Here is an 18904-nt window from a genome sequence, read left to right on the forward strand (position 1 = left end):
AGAGTCGCTTTAAAAGCGGCTTTTTTTTATAAAAACAATTCAACAATTATATAAGCTTCAAAATACTTTCATTAAATTTAGGTACGACTTTTGTTATGAAACAAATAAGAACTTATTACTATGAAAAAAATCATCACCCTTCTCATTTCAATTGTATTTATTTTACAAAACACACAAGCACAAAAAAGCACAAAGTACTATGAAAAATCTTGGAAAGAAGTACAGCAATTTGAACTAGAAAACTTGCCGAAATCGGCTTTAATAATTGTTGATGAAATATATTCAAAAGCTAAAAAAGAAGAAAATTCAACACAAACCATAAAAGCAATTATTTATAAATCTAAGTTTGCTTTAACTCTTGAAGAAGAGGCGCAACTCTCTATTATAAATTCATTAAAAAAAGAAATTTCTGAAGCTAAATTTCCAACGAAAAATATTTTACAAAGTGTATTGGCAAATTTATATTGGCAGTACTTTCAACAAAATAGGTACAAATTTTACAAAAGAACAAAAAATACTGAAAAAATAGATAGTACCGATTTTAGGACTTGGGATTTAAACACAATTTTCACAGAAATACATACGCAATACCAACACTCATTAGAAAATGGGTTGGTTTCACAACTAACAAAATTAAAAACCATTGATGCGCTTTTAACTACTCAAAAAGACAGCAAAAAATACCGTCCAACATTGTTTGACTTTTTAAGTCATAATGCCTTAGATTTCTACAAAACAAATGAAACTCATATTACAGTTCCAAGTTATAAATTTGAACTTAACGATCCTCAGTTAATAGCCAACTTTAATACGTTTTCGTCCTATAAAATAAAAACTAAAGACACTTTATCATTACAATTAAATGCTCTTGCTATCTATAAAAAGCTAATTAGTTTTCACAAAAAAGGAAAAAACAACGATGCCTTAATTGCCATTGACCTAGAACGCTTAGAATTTGTAAAAAACAATGCTGTTTTCAAAAACAAAGATTCATTATATGTAACATCTCTAATTGATTTAAAAAATGAATTTTCAACCATTCCTTCTTCAACTTTAATTGATTTTAACATAGCAACTGAATATCATAAACTAGGTAACGATTTTGTTGCCGGAAGTACTACTAAAAATCAATTTAAACGAGTTGAAGCCATAAAAATTTGTAACGAGGCAATTGCAAAATTCCCTGAAAGTTTAGGTGCAAAAAAATGCACTGTTTTAAAACAACAAATTGAACACATTTCGCTTCAACTAACTGCTGAAGAGAATATACCAAGCAACAGCCACTCTAAAATATTAGTAAATTATAAAAACATCAACAAACTTTATTTTAATATTTACGAAGTAACTCCTAAACAAAAAAATAAGTTTTATGGGACTTATAATGATGAAGAAAAAATAGGGATAATAAAGGGGTTTAAACTTGTAAATAACTTTAAACAAGTTTTAAAAACTGAAAACGACTTTCAAAATCACACTACAGAAGTTGTAATTCCACCGTTAGAAAATGGGCAATATTTAATTATTGCTTCAGAAGAAAAATCTGTTGAAAACAATAAGTTATACGCATCAACTTTTATACAAGCAACCAATTTTGCTATTACTGAAAATTATAAAAACAATATGTATACTTACCAAGTTGTAGACAGAAATACAGGTAAACCATTTGCTTATGCAAATGTTAATTTTAAAAACTATAATACAAGTAGATATAATAAAACCATTAATGAAGATTTTATTACAGATGCTAAAGGCCAACTACAATTTACAACGAATCATTATCATAGAAATGTACTTATTACAGTGAAAAAGGATAGTGAAAAAGGAATTTTTGGCGACTACTACATAATCAAATATAGAAATACCAGAACTAAAGATAAAAAAACCATAATCACTCCTTTTTTATTTACCGATAGAAGTATTTATAGACCCGGTCAAACTGTATTTTTTAAAGGAATATTTGTAAAAAATGTAAAAGAAGATGCTGAAACCTACGCAAATAAAGACGTTAAAGTAAGTTTATACAATGCCAATAGAGAAAAGATAAAAGAGCTAAAATTAAACACCAATGAATTTGGCGCTATAAATGGAGCATTTATACTACCTAATAATGGTTTATTAGGTAGGTATTCAATTTTATTAGAGGTTCCAGATTGGCGAACCAAGTCTTTTTATTTTTCAGTTGAAGAATACAAACGGCCAAAATTTGAAACAACATTTAAACCAATTACTGCAGAATACAAAGTAAATGATACAGTAACAATACAAGGAAATGCAATAGCTTTTACAGGATCTACAATTTCAAATGCAAAAGTCACCTATAGAGTTCAAAGAAAAGTAGAATATCCAAGGTGGTATTATTGGAACACTCCAAATTATATGACTGCTAACTCTCAGGAAATTACCTTTGGAGAAACAACAACCGATGAACAAGGTAATTATGATATTCAATTTAAAGCAATTCCAGATAGTAGTGTAAATAAAGAAAACTTACCTATTTTTAATTATGAAATTTCAGCTGATGTAACAGATATTAATGGCGAAACCCACAGCACAACTTCAACCATAAAAGTAGGATATCATGCATTGGTTGCAACTATAAAAATGCCAGAAAAATTAGACAAAACACAGTCTAAAAATACCATTACAATTGAAACCAAAAATTTAAACGGAGAATTAGTTTCTGCAAACGGAACGCTTAAAATATATAAATTACAAGCACCTCAAAATGTGCTTAGAAAACGACCTTGGAAAGCACCTGATTACAAACTACTTTCTGAAGAAGAGTTTTCAACTAAATTTCCTCATGAGTCCTTTTCAAATAATGACAATCCTTCAACTTGGAAAAAAGGTGTATTGGAATTTTCGAACAATTTTGACACCTCAAAAAATACAGAGATACAACTTCCTAAAATTCAAAATTGGACTTCTGGAAGGTATATTGTTGAATTAAACACCAACGATAAATTTGGACAACTAGTTACCGAAAAGAAAACTTTCACCGTTTTTAGTGAAAATGATAAAACCATTTCAGACAATAAACTCTTTACAATTTCAACCAACAAAGCTAGTTATAAACCTTTAGAAAATGTAAATCTATCTATTGGCTCAGCTTCTAAAGACTTATATGTAACTATTGATGTTGAGAAGAATAAGAAAGTAATAAGCACACAAATTATTCATTTAAACAATGAAATAAAAGAGATTGAAATTCCTGTTACTGAAAAAGATTTAGGTGGTTTTGCAATTCATTATAGCTATACAAATTATAATTCGTTTGAAAGTAATACGATTACAGTTTCGGTTCCTTATCCTTCAAAAGAATTAACTATTGAAACACTTTCATTTAGAGATAAATTGCAACCTAGCAGTAATGAAACTTGGAGTTTTAAAATAAAAGGTTCAAAAGGTGAAAAAATTGCAGCGGAACTTTTGGCTAGTATGTACGATGCTTCTTTAGATCAATTTAAACCACATAGCTGGGATTTTAAGCCAATACAGCACCAATACTATTCTTCTTCAAACAGAAGAAGCGCACGCAATAGTTTTGACCAAACCTCTTTTAGCGTTCGAAATATTCCTTACTTAGACAACTCTATAAATAACACACAATACTACGATCAGTTTAATTGGTTCGGATTTAGTTTTAGAAATAATTGGCAAATTCGCCATCAATATTTAGAAAGTATTCGTGAGCCAATAATTACAAAAACAACCTACGACGCTTCAAAAGAAAAGGGTTTTGTTTATGGTACCGTATATGACAGTGATAGCCAACCATTACCCGGAGTTTCTATTTTAATTAAAGGCACTTCCACAGGTGTAAGCACAGATTTTGATGGAAACTTTAAGATTGCCGCAACTAAAGGAAATGTACTTATCTTCACCTATATTGGTTTTGAGTCATCAAGTATAAAAATTTCAAAAAATAACATTTACAAAATTGTTTTAAGTGAAAGTAGCGCTTCTTTAGATGAAGTTATTGTGGTTGGTTATGGAACATCTAAAAGAAGAGACAGAACAGGGTCTGTTGTTGAAATTGTTGAAGAAGATGAGGAAATAGTTGAAGATGTGGCCTTTTATTCGGAAAGAAAAGCGTCAGAAGTAAATGGTAATGCTGAAATTAAAATAAGAGGATTAAGTTCTATAGCCAATACCAATCAATTAATTATTGTTGATGGTGTTATTTATGAAGGCTCGTTAGAATCTATCGAATCCGACAATATTGCTTCTATAAATATTCTAAAAGACGCAGCTGCAACTGCTTTATATGGAGCAAAGGCTGCAAACGGAGTCATAATCATATCAACCAAAAGTGGTCAAGAAAAAGTTCAAAAGGAATTAGCTAATGTAAAAGCCCGGAAAAACTTTAACGAAACTGCTTTTTTCTATCCAAATTTAAGAACGGATGAAAAAGGAGTTATTAGCTTCAATTTTACAATGCCAGAAGCTTTAACACGTTGGAAATTTCAATTATTGGCACATACAAAAGAATTGGCAACAGCAACAAAAACACTCACAACGGTCACTCAAAAAGAATTGATGGTATTACCTAACCCGCCACGTTTTTTACGCGAAAGTGATGAAATTGTGTTTTCAAGTAAAGTTTCAAATTTATCTGACAACCCATTAAATGGCGTTGCTCAACTAGTTTTAACCGATGCCATTACAGGGAAAGAAATAACTAAAGAACTTTTGAAAAACACCACTTCGACTCCGCTCAGTGGCCTACAAAATTTCACAGTAAACGCTAAAGGAAATACCAATGTAAATTGGACGCTAACTATTCCACATAATGTGCAGGCTGTTCAGTATAAAATTGTGGCAAAAGCTGGTGATTTTTCAGATGGAGAGCAAAATGTATTACCCGTTTTATCAAACAGAATGCTGGTTACTGAAACCTTGCCTATGTGGGTTCGCAGCAACCAAACCAAAACTTTTACGCTAGATAAACTTTTAAATATCGCTTCGACTCCGCTCAGCGACCGAACGCTAAAGAATCATAAATTAACGTTAGAAATAACTTCTAATCCGGCGTGGTATGCAGTTCAAAGTTTACCTTATTTAATGGAATATCCGTATGAATGTGCCGAGCAAACTTTTGCTCGTTTTTATGCAAATTCATTGGCGAGCCATATTGCTAATTCAAATCCACGAATTCAAGAAGTATTTAATCTTTGGAAAACAAGTGATGCGTTGATTTCTAACTTGGAAAAAAATGAGGAACTAAAATCTATCATTATTCAAGAAACTCCTTGGTTACGCGATGCTCAAAACGAAAACGAACAAAAAAAGAGAATTGGCTTATTATTCGATTTAAATAAGATGAAAAATGAGCAAGAAACTGCTTTAAACAAGCTAAAACAATTACAATTTAATGATGGTGGCTTTCCTTGGTTTAAAGGAAGTAGAACACCTAATAGATACATTACACAGCATATTGCAGCTAGTTACGGACATTTAAAACAACTTTGGTCATTGAGCAGAGTAGAAATGACAAATAATGATGCTCAAAAAATGATAGAAAAAGCTGTACAATTTTTAGATAATAAGATTCTTGAAGATTACAACAATCTATTAAAACAAGCCAAAAAAATAAGAGACGAAGCAAAAACAAAAGCAGCTGGAATTGAAGCTGAAAAAGCATATTTAGCAAAAAAACAATTGAATAATACTCAATTGCATTATTTATATATGCGCAGTTTTTACAAGGAAGTTGAAATTTCTTCAAAAGTTCAAAAAGCAGTAGCTTATTACACCACACAATCTGCTACTTATTGGAAAGAATTCAACCTCTACTCAAAAGGATTGATTGCTTTAATTCAACATAGAAATAGTACTAATACCATTGCTTCAAAAATAGTAGCATCTTTAAAAGAAAACAGTATTACCAATGAAGAAATGGGAATGTATTGGAAAGAAAATACCGCTAGTTGGTATTGGTATCAATCGCCTATTGAAACGCAAGCTTTACTAATTGAAGTGTTTTCAGAAATTGAAAATGATATTGCAACTGTTGACGAGTTAAAAGTGTGGTTATTGAAAAATAAACAAACTACACAATGGAAAACTACCAAAGCAACTACAGAAGCTGTGTATGCTTTATTATTGCAAGGAAGCGATTGGTTATCTGTAAATGAATCTGTTGAAGTAACTGTTGGAACTAAAAAAATTGAACCTTCAAAATTAGAAAATGTACAAGTTGAAGCCGGAACAGGTTATTATAAAACTTCTTGGAATTCTTCGGAAATTACTTCGGAAATGGCAAAAATAACCATTTCTAAAAAAGATGAAGGCATTGCTTGGGGTGGTTTGTATTGGCAATATTTTGAAGATTTAGACAAAATAACTTCAGCTGAAACTCCGTTGAAATTATCGAAAAAATTATTTATAAAATCGAATTCTGATACTGGTAAAATTCTTACTGAAATCACCGAAGCATCAAACTTAAAACTAGGCGATTTAATTACCGTAAGAATTGAATTAAAAGTAGATAGACCAATGGAGTACGTACATTTAAAAGATATGCGAGCTAGTGGTTTAGAACCTATTAATGTGTTATCTAGCTACAAATGGCAAGATGGATTGGGTTATTATGAAAGCACTAAAGATGCTTCAACCAACTTTTTTATGGAACGTTTACCTAAAGGTGTGTATGTTTTTGAATACGATTTACGTGTAAACAATGCTGGTAATTTTAGCAACGGAATTACAACCATACAAAGTATGTATGCGCCTGAATTTAGCAGCCATAGTGAAGGTGTTAGAATTAAAGTTGGGAATTAGTTGTTGATTGTAGGTTAGAATAATTTCGTTATGCTGAACCTCATCATAAATAGCATAGAGTTAAGATGAGTACCAGAAATAAATTCAGGTGCTCATTGCTACTTCAATTCATTTTATACGCTTATTTGTATTTTATCAATTCAACTTTAAAAACTACCTTTGCAAAAAAACGAAAACAATGGATTTAAATCTGATTCCAAAGATAAAGCACACTGATAGTAACAACTTTTTTTTATTGGCAGGACCTTGCGCTATTGAAGGCGAAGAAATGGCGTTACGCATTGCTGAACACATTTTAAAAGTAACCAATAAGCTACAAATTCCGTTTATTTTTAAAGGAAGTTTTAAAAAAGCCAACAGAAGTAGAATTGATAGTTTTACTGGAATTGGAGATGAAAAAGCATTGAAAGTTTTACGTAAAGTTTCTGAGACATTTAACGTACCAACGGTTACTGATATTCATACCAATGAAGATGCTGAAAAAGCTGCTCAGTACGTTGATGTTTTGCAAATACCTGCATTTTTAGTTCGTCAAACCGATTTAGTGGTTGCTGCTGCAAAAACTGGAAAAGTAGTGAATTTAAAAAAAGGACAATTTATGAGTCCGGGAGCAATGAAACACGCGGTACAAAAAGTAAAAGATGCTGGTAATGATAAAGCTTGGATTACCGATAGAGGAACCATGTTTGGCTACCAAGATATGATTGTTGATTTTAGAGGAATTCCTGAAATGCAACAATTTGCGCCAACTATTTTAGACATTACACACTCTTTACAACAACCAAATCAAACAAGCGGAGTTACTGGTGGAAGACCTGATATGATTGAAACTATTGCCAGAGCTGGTGTTGTTGTTGGTGTAGACGGATTATTTTTAGAGACTCATTTTGATCCTTCAACTGCAAAAAGTGATGGTGCAAATATGTTAGATTTACAATATTTAGAAGGTTTACTAACCAATTTAACTGCAATAAGAAAAACAATTAATAGCTTTTAGCTTTTGGCTTAAAAAAAATCCCTGTAAACATAAATTTACAGGGATTTTTTATTATTAAATTTTAAGTTTTATCCACATTTAGTGTCTCCACAGTTTTTACATTTTAAACAACCTTCTTCATAAATTAATCCTTCAGGATCTCCACAAGAAGCACATTTTTTATCTGCAGCTTGCGTACCATCTAACACAAATTGTTTCAAAGTACGAGCAATACCATTTTTCCAAGTATTAATATTGGTATCGTACATGTTTAAATTATTTACCAAGTCAACTACATAAGGAATTGGCATTCCGTGACGTAACACACCCGAAATTAATTTAGCATAATTCCAGTATTCTTTATCAAAAGTTCTAGACAAACCTTCTAAAGTTACTTTATAGCCTTGTTTATCTGCAAATTGAAAATCGTAACGTGTATTTCCATCTTCATCTTTATTTTTAATTACCCAACCTTCTTCTAACCAAGTTGGTAATAAAAATGCATCCTCTAATTTCCCTGTAAATATTTCGTAAGGTCTATTATTAATTAAACCTACAACTGCTACCCATTTATCGTAATCATTTTGAAAACGAACTACTTTCGCTTCAATTTTCTTTGGTCTTTTAGGGAAAATAGTTTCAGCAAAACAATCTCCTAGTTTTTTCTCTTTCGATTTTTCATCACTTGCAACTAAAATTCCGCTTCTAGAACCATCTCTATACACTGTAATTCCTTTCAATCCTTTTTTCCAAGATTCAATATAAATATCACCTACCAAATCAACAGAAACATCTTTAGCTAAGTTAATTGTAGAACTAATTGAGTGCGTAGTATATTTTTGCACCAAGGCCTGCATTTCAACACGTTTCTTCCAATCAATTTCAGGGGCTGTTGCTCCAGCATACGGACTATTATTTATGTCTGTTTCTCCAGTAACTTCCATCCATTGCTTTAATTTGTTGTGGTATACTTCAAATTCTTCAAAAGCATCTCCCATATCATCAACATAAGCAACTTTGGCATTTGTATCGTCTTGATTAACTTTTCTTCTACGTTTGTATGATAATAAGAACACTGGTTCGATTCCTGATGAAGTTTGAGCCAACATACTTAAACTACCTGTTGGAGCTACCGTACTTATGGAAATATTTCTTCTTCCGTATTTCATCATTCTTTCATATACGTCAGGGAAATCTGTTTCTACCATTTGTACAAATTCAGAATACTTTTCAATATCAGTATTAAAAACTTCAAATTTACCTCTTGTAATAGCCATATCAATACTACTATCAAACTCACCTCTCAGCTTCGTTTTCATAATTTCATCAACTACTGCTATAGCTTCATCAGTATCAAATTTCTTTCCTAAAGCAGCCATTGCATCAGCTAAAGCAGTAAATCCTAAGCCTGTTCTTCTTCCTTTTTTACCTGTTTTGTATAATAATTTCCAGGTATCAATTTCAACTTGTTTGATACTGTCTGGTTCTTTATCATGCATTATTTTGTTGAAAATTTTATCAACAGCTTCTAACTCTAAATCTACTAAATCATCCATTAATCGTTGAGATTCATAAACTACCTTATAGAATTTTTTAAAATCAAACGTAGCCTCTTTAGAGAAAGGTTTATCTACAAAACTAAATAAGTTAACAGCTATTAAACGACAGCTATCACCACCTTGCATTGCAATTTCTGAACAAGGGTTTGTTGAGCTATTTTTAAAACCAGGATATATTGAAGATGTTGAATAATAATGCTGACGATCCCAGAAAATTAATCCAGGTTCAGCTGTATTATGCGCACATTTTATAATAGTATCCCATAATTCTTTTGCTTTTATGGTTTTTGTATAGGTTGGTTTTTTACTTTCTATTGGCCAACGTAGTGTATAATCATCGTCGTTAACAACAGCAATCATAAATTCATCAGACAAACGTAAAGAAATATTTGCGCCTGTAATTTTTGATAAATCTTGTTTTATAGTTACAAACTCTTCAATGTCTGGATGAGCAATATCCATTGTTAACATTAGCGCTCCTCTTCTACCGTTTTGAGCAACTTCACGAGTTGTATTTGAAAAGCGATCCATAAACGAAACTGCTCCTGTTGTAGTTCCTGCTGAATTTGATACTTGTGCGCCTCTTGGTCTTAAATTAGATAAATCAACTCCTACACCGCATCTTCTTTTAAATAATTGTGCTAATTGTTCATCTGTATGAAAAATTCCCCCATAAGAATCATAAACAGGTGGAACAACCACACAGTTTGATAAAGAAGCAATTACATTTTTATTTCCTAAAGAAGACATTACACTACCTTGTGGAATTACATATTTAAAGTCTTTAAATAAATCATAAATCCCATCTTCCGTTAAAAGTTCACGAGTTTTTCCGTATTCAGAAAGGCCTTCAACACTTTTTTCATTGCCAATATATTTTTCTTCGACCCTCCCAAACTCAGCAGCCATTCTTTTGTGCATTTGATCAGGCGTATTTTCTAAAAATTCACCTTTTTTAGTTTTCACGGCATATTTATTCATCCACGTAGTTGCAGCTAACTCATCTCCATTAAAATAAGCTAAACAACTCTCTAATACTTCATTATATTCATAAATTTTCGGGAACACTAATTCTTCTGTCATTTTATTACTAGTTTAAAAGTTCATTTTTTTCAGTTATTAAAATTATTGAATAAATAAACCTATTTGGTCTTTTACATGAATTAGTAATTAACATTTTTATGTTGAAAAGTTATTTGTTTCAAAAAAAATGACTTACTTTGTATTTCAAAGTACTTTACAATGAGTGAAAAAGACTATTTACAAGACCTTACAGAAATTAAATCGATTATGAATAAATCAACTCGGTTTATCTCCTTGAGTGGTTTATCTGGAATTTTGGCAGGAATCTATGCATTACTAGGTGCAACTCTTGGAAATTATTTAATTAATTCGTATCAGTCCGCTTACGGACCAGCAGCTTTTTTACCTATATCGTATTTTGAATTATTATTAGTTGCCGTTGCGGGATTAGTTTTGCTTTTTTCAATATTAACTGCTTATTTTTTAACTAAAAAAAAAGCAAGTAAGAACAATGAAAAAATATGGAGTACGAGTTCTAAAAGATTACTTCAACATTTTATGATTCCGCTAATAACTGGAGGGTTGTTCTGTTTTATTTTATATCAAAATAGTTTAATTGGATTAATTGCGCCAAGCACCTTAATTTTTTACGGATTAGCCTGCATAAATGCAAGTAAATATACTATTGGAACAATTAAATATTTAGGCATTACTGAAGTTATAATTGGATTAATTTCAACACAATTTATTGGGTATGGTTTGTATTTTTGGGCATTGGGTTTTGGTGTATGCCACATTGTATATGGCATAGTAATGTACCGTAAATACGATAAGTAAAATTTTTAATGAAAGATATTCTTAAAAATATAAATAAAGCGTTTGACAATAAGGTTCGTTTGGGAATTATGGCGGCTTTAATGGTGAATGATTATTTAGATTTTAACTCCTTAAAAGAAATTTTAGGGGTAACAGATGGCAACTTAGCTAGCCATATAAAAGCGTTGGAAAAAGTAACCTATATTAAAATTGAGAAACAATTTATTGGAAAAAAGCCTAACACTAAATACAGCATTACAAAACTTGGAAAACTAGAATTTAAAAAGCATATAACTGCTTTAGAAAAATTAATAAATAATAACTAAATTTTTTTATACTTACACTTTGTAATTCAAAGTACTTTTAAAATAGTAAATTATGGAAACACAAAAAAGCAAATTTTCGAACTGGGTGAAAAACTCAATTTCTGCACGTATGATTATGATTGGTATACTTATATTAATTTTATTAATTCCGCTTTCATATATTGAAGCTTTAATAAATGAACGTGCTGAAAGGCAAGAATCGGTAGTACAAGAAATTAACACGAAATGGGGAAACGAAGTATTACTTTATGGGCCAATTTTAAAAGTTCCTTACAAAACCTATTCTGAAAAAATCTTAACGAATAGCGAAACTAAAAAAGTAACTACTGAAACTATTGAACATATTAATTACGCTTATTTTTTCCCTAATGAATTAACCATTTCAAGTGAAATAAATCCAGAAGTTAAAAAGCGTGGTATTTATAAAACATCTGTATATAAAAGTTCCATGAAATTAAATGGTAATTTTATAAAACCTAACTTTAATAGTATTGAAACTAAAGACAAGGATGTTTTATGGGATAAAGCAACTATTATTATAAAAACCTCAAATTTAAAAGGGATTAACAACCAAGTTGAAATAACTTTGAATGATACTAATTATAATTTTGTTCCGAAATATGAAGCACAAGAAAAGAACTTTTACCAATCCGAATTACAATTACACAAACTTGAAACTAACTATTTAAAGAAAGAGTTTTCAGCTTCTAAAACAAATCATAATTTCGCTATAAAAATCGCAGTTAGCGGCAGTAAACAATTTACAATAATTCCTATTGGAAAAGAAACTAGTTTAAATGTGCAATCTAATTGGAAAACAGCAAACTTTATAGGTAGTTTTTTACCTCAAAACTCAGATAAAATATCTGAACAAGGCTTTAATGCTAATTGGAAAGTATTACATATTAACCGACCTTTTTCTCAAGAATATTTTAAGAGTTTACCCGATTTAAAAGAATATGCTTTTGGTGTTAACTTTATGATTCCAGTTGATGAATATCAAAAAAGTCAACGTTCTGCAAAATATGGTTTTCTAGTCATAGCATTAACATTTTTATTCTTCTTCTTAATTCAAAGTATCAGTAAAATTCCCATTCATCCATTTCAATATTTAATGATTGGCGTTGCGTTAACAATGTTTTACACCTTGTTAATTTCAATTTCAGAACATAGTAACTTCTTAAATGCCTATTTAATATCAGGCAGCTCTGTTATCTTATTAATTGTTTTATATTCAAAAAGTATTTTAAAAACTTTAAAGTTTCCATTATTTATAGGACTTTCTTTAACGGCTTTATACACCTTTATTTATGTAATTATTCAGCTAGAAAATTACGCTTTATTAGTTGGTAGTATAGGATTGTTCCTAATTTTATCAATAGTAATGTACACTTCAAGAAAAATTGATTGGAATTAATTCAACTACTCTTAAAATTATATAAAAACGGAATGCTATTGAAATAATTATAATTTAAATTTCAGTAGCATTTTGTAATTATAAATTACTTAATTTAGAATCTATAATGGTTAATTTAAAAAGTCTAACTATTTTTTTATTGCTATTAATTACCTAAATACTTATAGCTGTTTACGTTAAAAGTGGATTTATCAGAAATAATTTTGGTGATTATTTAGTAGTACTTATGCTCTATTATTTTTTTAGAAGTTTTATGAATTTAAAACCTATTTACATTGCATTGTTAACATTGTGCATTGCTTATACCGTAGAATTTCTTCAACTTATTAATGTCATAGAAATTTTAAACTTAGAACAGCATACTATTACAAAGATAATTTTAGGCACTACATTTAGTATGCACGATATAATAGCATACACGCTAGGTTTTTTAACTATAGTCTTAATTGAAAAAATTAATACGTTCGTAGCTTTCTAACCAAATCTTCTAAACCATTTAACTGAAGTTCGTAAACCAACCGTAATTGATCTCCTAGTTTCCCTTTAGGAAAACCTTTATTGTTATACCAAACAATATAATGCTCTGGTAAATCAATTAAATATTTTCCTTTAAACTTTCCGTATGGCATTTTTGCATTTGCCAAAATCTCTAATAAATGCTGCTGATTATTCTCCATCAACAAAATCTTGTAAATAGCTAAAACGCTCGGTTAACTTTCCATTTTGAGTCATTCTTGCCCGGTGTAAAACGCCATCCTTATCATTATTGAAAAATGCTGGAATTACATGTTCTGAAAAGCTTTTACCAAAACCTTCTGAAGCATCTTTTGGCAATTCACAAGGTAAATTATCAACTGCCATCACCGCAATGGCTTTAGGGGTTTTATAATCCACTTCTTGTTCAGTTTCTGCTAAATACCCATAAATTGGATCGGCAATTGTTGAAGGTCTAATGGTTGAAGCCACTGGCCCATCAATATCACAACTAATATCAGCCACCACTTTTATATTAAAATTTGGTGATTTAGCATCTTCGCGTGTAAAAATATAAGGTGAACCGTTTCCGAAGAAATGACAAGCAATATAGATATCTGACACTTTGGCAAAACGCATAAAGTCACTTACATAATCAGATGGATTGTTGAAAAAATCTTCTTTATTAATTATTGTGCCATCTTTTCGTTTATTGTAATCTAGCACATCAATTTGTACATAAACAGGCTCTTTAAATTCTTGGCTTAAATATGCTTCAACCGAAACTTCTCTTAGTCCCATACCGTCTAACATTTCTTTTGCTCCATTACCTACACGTCCTTTACCTGTGAGTACAATTTTTATGTTTGGTAATTTAATTTCCTTTAACTCATTAATTAACATTTGTTGATCGTGTAATACTTCAGCTTTGGGTAAATTAAATATCTTAAATTTTAATCCATACGTTCTAAAAGCATTGTAAGCCCCTACAATACCAGCGTATCTTCCAAAAGCAACCAAACGTACATTGTTTTTATTTACAATTACTTCGTGATCGTATAATTCAATATTTTTGGCCAATACTTCTTTCAATAAACTTCGATTATATGCTTGCTTTTTGATGGTATGCGAAAAGAAAAAATATTTTTTATTGGGAATTAATTTTTCATTTAGCACTTCTTTTACACCTAATAACACATCACAATCTGACACATCATTTGTCACTTCAATTCCTTTAGCAGCATACTCATTATCAGAAAAAACTCGAATATCAGAACTCTCCACTTTTATTTCAAGGTCTGGAAATTTCTTAAGTAATTGTACACACTCATTTGGTGGCAAAACAACACGTTTGTCTGGCGGCATTTTCCATTCTTTAATGATTCCTATCTTCATATTATAATTGGTATAAAATTTGCAACTAAGATATTGTGAATTAAAGGAACTCACAAATAATTAATTTGAGAGATTTTTTTATACATTTGCCTTCCTTCTTAGGAAATAGTTCATTGATTTAATGGGGACGACTGGTTTTGACTGCAAGGTCAATTAAACTGGAAGCATGTCGAGTAATGAAATAGCACTCGTAAATCTCAATTTCAACTTTTTAAACGGCGAAGATAACTACGCTTTAGCTGCTTAATCCGAATTATAGTAGGATGAGCCTCGGCACACTAGGTGTGCAAGCTAAATGTCCACTGATAGCCTTGGTTAACGGCGATCAATATTAGGGCATCGTAAAAGTTAACATAGAAATACTATTGTTTCGTTAGTATTTTGAAACTTAAGAAACTAAGTTTAAAGTGGGCGGTTTTCGGTCAGCTTTAGATCTACAATTAAACGAAAACTAAGCATGTAGAAACCACTTTGGTTGCTTGTTTGGACCCGGGTTCGATTCCCGGCGTCTCCACTATTTTAAATGAATTTAAAAGCAAAAAGAGGCAATCAACTCCATATCAGCAATTTAAAAACCCACCAAAGATAACCAAAAGTAATCAAACGCATTGTTTTAGTACCAATATAATCTCATTTTTTAGTTCAAATATTTTGGGTACTGGTTTTTTTTTCTAAATTTACACTAATAAAAAATTAGAAATGAAAAAGACCTTTAACATAATATTCTTCATTAAAAAAGATAGAATACCAAAAAACGGAGATTACAACATATTTTGCAGAGTACGACTTGGAGTACAAAAATTCTCATTCTCAACAAAAATCACAACAAAAATTGAAAACTGGGACACCACATCTAATAGAGTTACTGGTAGAAATAATGTTGCTAATAAAACAAATAATGAATTAGCAAGTGTCAGCTCAGCTATCAATAAAATTCATGACAGATTTAGAATAGAAGAGAAAGCATACACATTAAATGACATCAAGAATGAATATTTAGGTTTAAATAAAAGAGATCATTTTCTTATTGAAACCTACTCTAAACACATTGAAAAAGTTAAATCAATGCTTGGAAAAGAATACTCTATAAGCACTTGGAAAAAATACAAAACCACAAAAACACACTTAACAAATTACTTAGAACGCAATTACAACAAAGAGGATATTTCTTTCAAGGAATTAGATTACAACTTTATATTTGAGTTTGATTATTACTTACAATCAAATGATATTGCGCAAAACTCACGTGGGAAATATATAAATAACGTAAAACAACTAATAAATATCGCCCTATCTAATGATTGGATAACAATCAATCCATTCAGAAATTTCAAAGTCAAAATTACTCCTCCAGACAGAGAGTTTTTAACCAGCAATGAACTCTTAGAAATATACAATAAAGAGTTTGAAATAGATAGACTTGAACAAATAAAAGATGCGTTTCTATTTTGTTGCTATACTGGACTAGCGTATATAGACGTTAAAAACTTATTCATAAAAGACATTACCATAGGAGAAGATGGAAATAAATGGATACGGAAAAACAGAACTAAGACGAATACCCTCTCTCGAATACCATTACTTCCGATACCAGAAAATATTATTGAAAAATACAATGAACATCCATTAAGAACAATAAAAGGCCACATATTACCACTCCCAAGCAATCAAAAAACAAATGCTTACTTAAAAGAAATTGCTGCTATCTGTAAAATTAAAAAAAACCTAACCTTTCATATGGCACGACACACATTTGCCACAACTATAACATTAACAAACGGTGTTCCAATTGAAACTGTCAGCAAAATGCTTGGACATAAAGACTTAAAAACAACACAACACTATGCTAAAATATTAGATAAAAAAATCAGTAATGATATGATGGATTTAAAAAACAAACTAGGATAAACTTACTTTCATTTTTTTGTACAGCCACAAAACAATAAACGAAAACGCTCCCTAATTTACCCCAACACCTTAATAATGCAAAGAAAATCAATTAAAACTTGTTTAGAAAAACAGTTTAATTCCATTATAAAAAAGGCTCGAAAAAAAGCTGAATTAGATTTTGAAAACTTACTAAAAACAACAATGTTATTAGATGATTTTGAAACATTTAAGTTCTTTTATAAAGAAAACTTTAAACTGGAAAATAAAATCCAAAAACAAAGCCCTACTTATTACGCAGAGCGTCATCCACATCTATCGTTTAACCTCTACTGGAACAAAACTTATCTTTTAGGCATTAAGCAAGATGAAAAACTTTTTGACGGTATCTATTCTATCAACCTTAAACATAAAGTACAAATTGCAATAAATAAGTACAACAACTTAATACCTAAGCTAACTTATAACGGTTTTTTAGAAGGTCAAAAATGCAAATATTTTTCACAATACGAACATCGCAAACATATAGACCAGGAAGATTACGACAATATTCGTAGATGGCAAATAGATAATCTTATTTCTTTAGTCGAAAGCAATGTTAGTATTGCTATAGAAAGAATACAAAAATGCACTTTAAATCATAAAGAAATTTCTTCCTTTTATACTAATGAATTAAATATAATAAACAACATTTTAAATTTGCCATTCAAATTTAAAAACACATTAATTAAATACATCTCTCAACTCAGTTTCATCAACTATAATGAAGTTAAGAACTTTGATGAAGGTCAAATTATTAAGAGTATTAATTTAATATTAAATAAAAGATTTAACGAAAGTGTTTACGACATAGAGTACTTTAGATCTAAAAAAAGCAAAAAAGAATGTTTTTTACCAGATGAAGATATCTTGATACATTTAATCTTTAAAATTAAATATTTGTTGCAAAATCAACTAAAAAAAGGAATTAGTCAAGACAAATACATTACTATAAACTACAAACATGAGCTTCTCAACGCTATTAATGAAGCAAAAAATGAAGCAAATGAAATAATTACCAAGCACAAAATTGATAACAATTCCAATTCGAAGGAAAAGTCTATAAATTACCTAAAGGACAATTTATTTGAAACTTATAGACACCAGTATATGTCATTCAAAAACAAAGAATATTTCGTTTATTCTCCTGATAATGAATTTGATAATTTACTCACCTATTTTAGTATAAATATTTTTTTTGATAACAAACTTGATTATTGGGTTAAAGAAATAAAAACAATAGTTAAAATTTACAATGTTTTAGTTAATTCTTATAAGCTACTTAAAGAAATTGACAAAGACTCAGATGGGTTTGATCCAAACATCACAAACAACCACAACAAACTTAATACCAGGTTTTTAATAGAAAAATTAATAATCAATAAAAAGAATTATAAATTGATGGAAGAAGCGGAAGTTGATTTAATCAACTATCTGATACTCCCCTCTATTCCTGAGGAATTTTATTATCTTAATTTAAAAGATACATATGATAATGTGTTTTATGAAACTTTCAAAATGTTTCAGGAGATAATCGACAAGGTAGATCCATCAAAACAAAATATTTTCCTTCAAGAGTTATTAAAAGAATTAAAACTCGAAAAAATTGATGATAAACTAGAAAAATCCCTCGAGAGCACTAACTCTATTTACATTGATTCTCTTATAGATTTTTTACAAGTTCAGTTAGATCATATCAGAGACTCAACAAATTACAATTCACCCCTGACATTAATAAACACCAAAAAAAGCATAAAAAAAGGAGGTAAATCCTTTACATATATTCACTATAAAAATCGAATAAGTCAGATACTCGATTTGATGATTTTTTTAAAAAAAGAGGAATTTATAACTGAGCAAACAGAAATCAAACATTTTAGAAGAATTTTTAGTGGAGAAGAAGTGGAAGTGAAAATTGTTTGGAGAGGAAAAATATCAGCGCTTAGTTATTTCATTAAATATTTGCATAATCATTCTAAAAAAGTTGAATATTTAAAACAGGAACATTGGGAGGTAACCATTGATTGCTTTGTTATGGAAGACAACGAGCCACTAGACAGAAATAAACTAAGAAGAGCGAAAAAACCTGCCAATCATGAATTAATCGAGAAAGCTGTTAATCTAATATAATCTACTCTACACTTAAATATTTAAAATAAATTTTTTTCTATTTTAAAAAGCCAGCCCATCAATGCTGGCTTTTTTTCAT

At 30.1% G+C, this 18904-nt stretch carries 11 protein-coding genes and 1 other RNA gene; 9 read left to right on the forward strand and 3 right to left on the reverse strand.

Going from position 1 to position 18904, the window contains the following annotated elements; genetic code table 11:
• The first annotated feature begins 120 nt into the window (after positions 1–120).
• Both CHB67_RS06175 and kdsA read left to right on the forward strand, forming a co-directional pair.
• Positions 121–6783: an alpha-2-macroglobulin family protein gene (locus CHB67_RS06175; RefSeq protein WP_089380886.1), complete on the forward strand. Its 6663-nt coding sequence runs from the start codon at positions 121–123 to the stop codon at positions 6781–6783.
• A gap of 178 nt (positions 6784–6961) precedes the next feature.
• Positions 6962–7780 (forward strand): 3-deoxy-8-phosphooctulonate synthase, encoded by an 819-nt coding sequence (gene kdsA / locus CHB67_RS06180; protein WP_089380887.1) that lies wholly within the window; start codon positions 6962–6964, stop codon positions 7778–7780.
• A gap of 68 nt (positions 7781–7848) precedes the next feature.
• Here the strand turns inward: kdsA and CHB67_RS06185 are convergent, their stop codons facing one another.
• Positions 7849–10401 carry an adenosylcobalamin-dependent ribonucleoside-diphosphate reductase gene (locus CHB67_RS06185; RefSeq protein ID WP_089380888.1) on the reverse strand — a complete coding sequence of 851 codons (2553 nt, stop codon included), beginning with the start codon at positions 10399–10401 and terminating at the stop codon, positions 7849–7851.
• 159 nt (positions 10402–10560) lie between these two features.
• On the opposite strand from CHB67_RS06185, the gene CHB67_RS06190 reads away from it, so the two are divergent.
• The 4 genes from CHB67_RS06190 to CHB67_RS17465 all read left to right on the forward strand — a co-directional run bounded on the left by CHB67_RS06190 (position 10561) and on the right by CHB67_RS17465 (position 13378).
• Positions 10561–11178 carry a hypothetical protein gene (locus CHB67_RS06190; protein WP_089380889.1) on the forward strand — a complete coding sequence of 206 codons (618 nt, stop codon included), beginning with the start codon at positions 10561–10563 and terminating at the stop codon, positions 11176–11178.
• An 8-nt stretch (positions 11179–11186) separates the two neighbouring features.
• Entirely contained in the window at positions 11187–11483 is a 297-nt protein-coding gene (locus tag CHB67_RS06195; protein ID WP_089380890.1) for a winged helix-turn-helix domain-containing protein, read from the forward strand.
• Positions 11484–11535: 52 nt separating this feature from the next.
• A complete protein-coding gene (gene creD / locus CHB67_RS06200; protein ID WP_089380891.1) occupies positions 11536–12900 on the forward strand; it encodes a cell envelope integrity protein CreD in 1365 nt (454 codons plus the stop codon).
• A gap of 190 nt (positions 12901–13090) precedes the next feature.
• Positions 13091–13378, forward strand: coding sequence for a ribosomal maturation YjgA family protein (locus CHB67_RS17465; protein WP_394335357.1), 288 nt, complete (start codon positions 13091–13093; stop codon positions 13376–13378).
• Here the strand turns inward: CHB67_RS17465 and CHB67_RS06210 are convergent.
• Together CHB67_RS06210 and CHB67_RS06215 are read right to left on the reverse strand one after the other, a co-directional pair.
• Complete coding sequence (locus CHB67_RS06210; RefSeq protein ID WP_089380893.1) at positions 13356–13577, reverse strand: DUF3820 family protein; 222 nt, start codon at positions 13575–13577, stop codon at positions 13356–13358. The genes CHB67_RS17465 and CHB67_RS06210 overlap by 23 nt on opposite strands.
• Positions 13567–14769: an NAD(P)-dependent oxidoreductase gene (locus CHB67_RS06215; protein WP_089380894.1), complete on the reverse strand. Its 1203-nt coding sequence runs from the start codon at positions 14767–14769 to the stop codon at positions 13567–13569. Before CHB67_RS06215 ends, CHB67_RS06210 begins: the two co-directional genes overlap by 11 nt.
• 123 nt (positions 14770–14892) lie before the next feature.
• On the opposite strand from CHB67_RS06215, the gene ssrA reads away from it, so the two are divergent.
• The 3 genes from ssrA to CHB67_RS06230 all read left to right on the forward strand — a co-directional run bounded on the left by ssrA (position 14893) and on the right by CHB67_RS06230 (position 18825).
• Positions 14893–15286, forward strand: a transfer-messenger RNA (tmRNA) gene (gene ssrA / locus CHB67_RS06220).
• Positions 15287–15468: 182 nt separating this feature from the next.
• Entirely contained in the window at positions 15469–16677 is a 1209-nt protein-coding gene (locus CHB67_RS06225; RefSeq protein ID WP_089380895.1) for a site-specific integrase, read from the forward strand.
• 75 nt (positions 16678–16752) lie between these two features.
• Entirely contained in the window at positions 16753–18825 is a 2073-nt protein-coding gene (locus CHB67_RS06230) for a hypothetical protein (protein ID WP_089380896.1), read from the forward strand.
• Positions 18826–18904: the final 79 nt, after the last annotated feature.

Origin of the sequence: Lutibacter agarilyticus (assembly GCF_900188235.1) — a bacterium.
GTDB lineage: Bacteria > Bacteroidota > Bacteroidia > Flavobacteriales > Flavobacteriaceae > Lutibacter > Lutibacter agarilyticus.

Coding starts and splice junctions, on each gene's coding strand:
- CHB67_RS06175 (WP_089380886.1), top strand. CDS start 121: ATGAAAAAAATCATCACCCTTCTCATTTCAATTGTATTTATTTTACAA.
- kdsA (WP_089380887.1), top strand. CDS start 6,962: ATGGATTTAAATCTGATTCCAAAGATAAAGCACACTGATAGTAACAAC.
- CHB67_RS06185 (WP_089380888.1), bottom strand. CDS start 10,401: ATGACAGAAGAATTAGTGTTCCCGAAAATTTATGAATATAATGAAGTA.
- CHB67_RS06190 (WP_089380889.1), top strand. CDS start 10,561: ATGAGTGAAAAAGACTATTTACAAGACCTTACAGAAATTAAATCGATT.
- CHB67_RS06195 (WP_089380890.1), top strand. CDS start 11,187: ATGAAAGATATTCTTAAAAATATAAATAAAGCGTTTGACAATAAGGTT.
- creD (WP_089380891.1), top strand. CDS start 11,536: ATGGAAACACAAAAAAGCAAATTTTCGAACTGGGTGAAAAACTCAATT.
- CHB67_RS06210 (WP_089380893.1), bottom strand. CDS start 13,577: ATGGAGAATAATCAGCAGCATTTATTAGAGATTTTGGCAAATGCAAAA.
- CHB67_RS06215 (WP_089380894.1), bottom strand. CDS start 14,769: ATGAAGATAGGAATCATTAAAGAATGGAAAATGCCGCCAGACAAACGT.
- CHB67_RS06225 (WP_089380895.1), top strand. CDS start 15,469: ATGAAAAAGACCTTTAACATAATATTCTTCATTAAAAAAGATAGAATA.
- CHB67_RS06230 (WP_089380896.1), top strand. CDS start 16,753: ATGCAAAGAAAATCAATTAAAACTTGTTTAGAAAAACAGTTTAATTCC.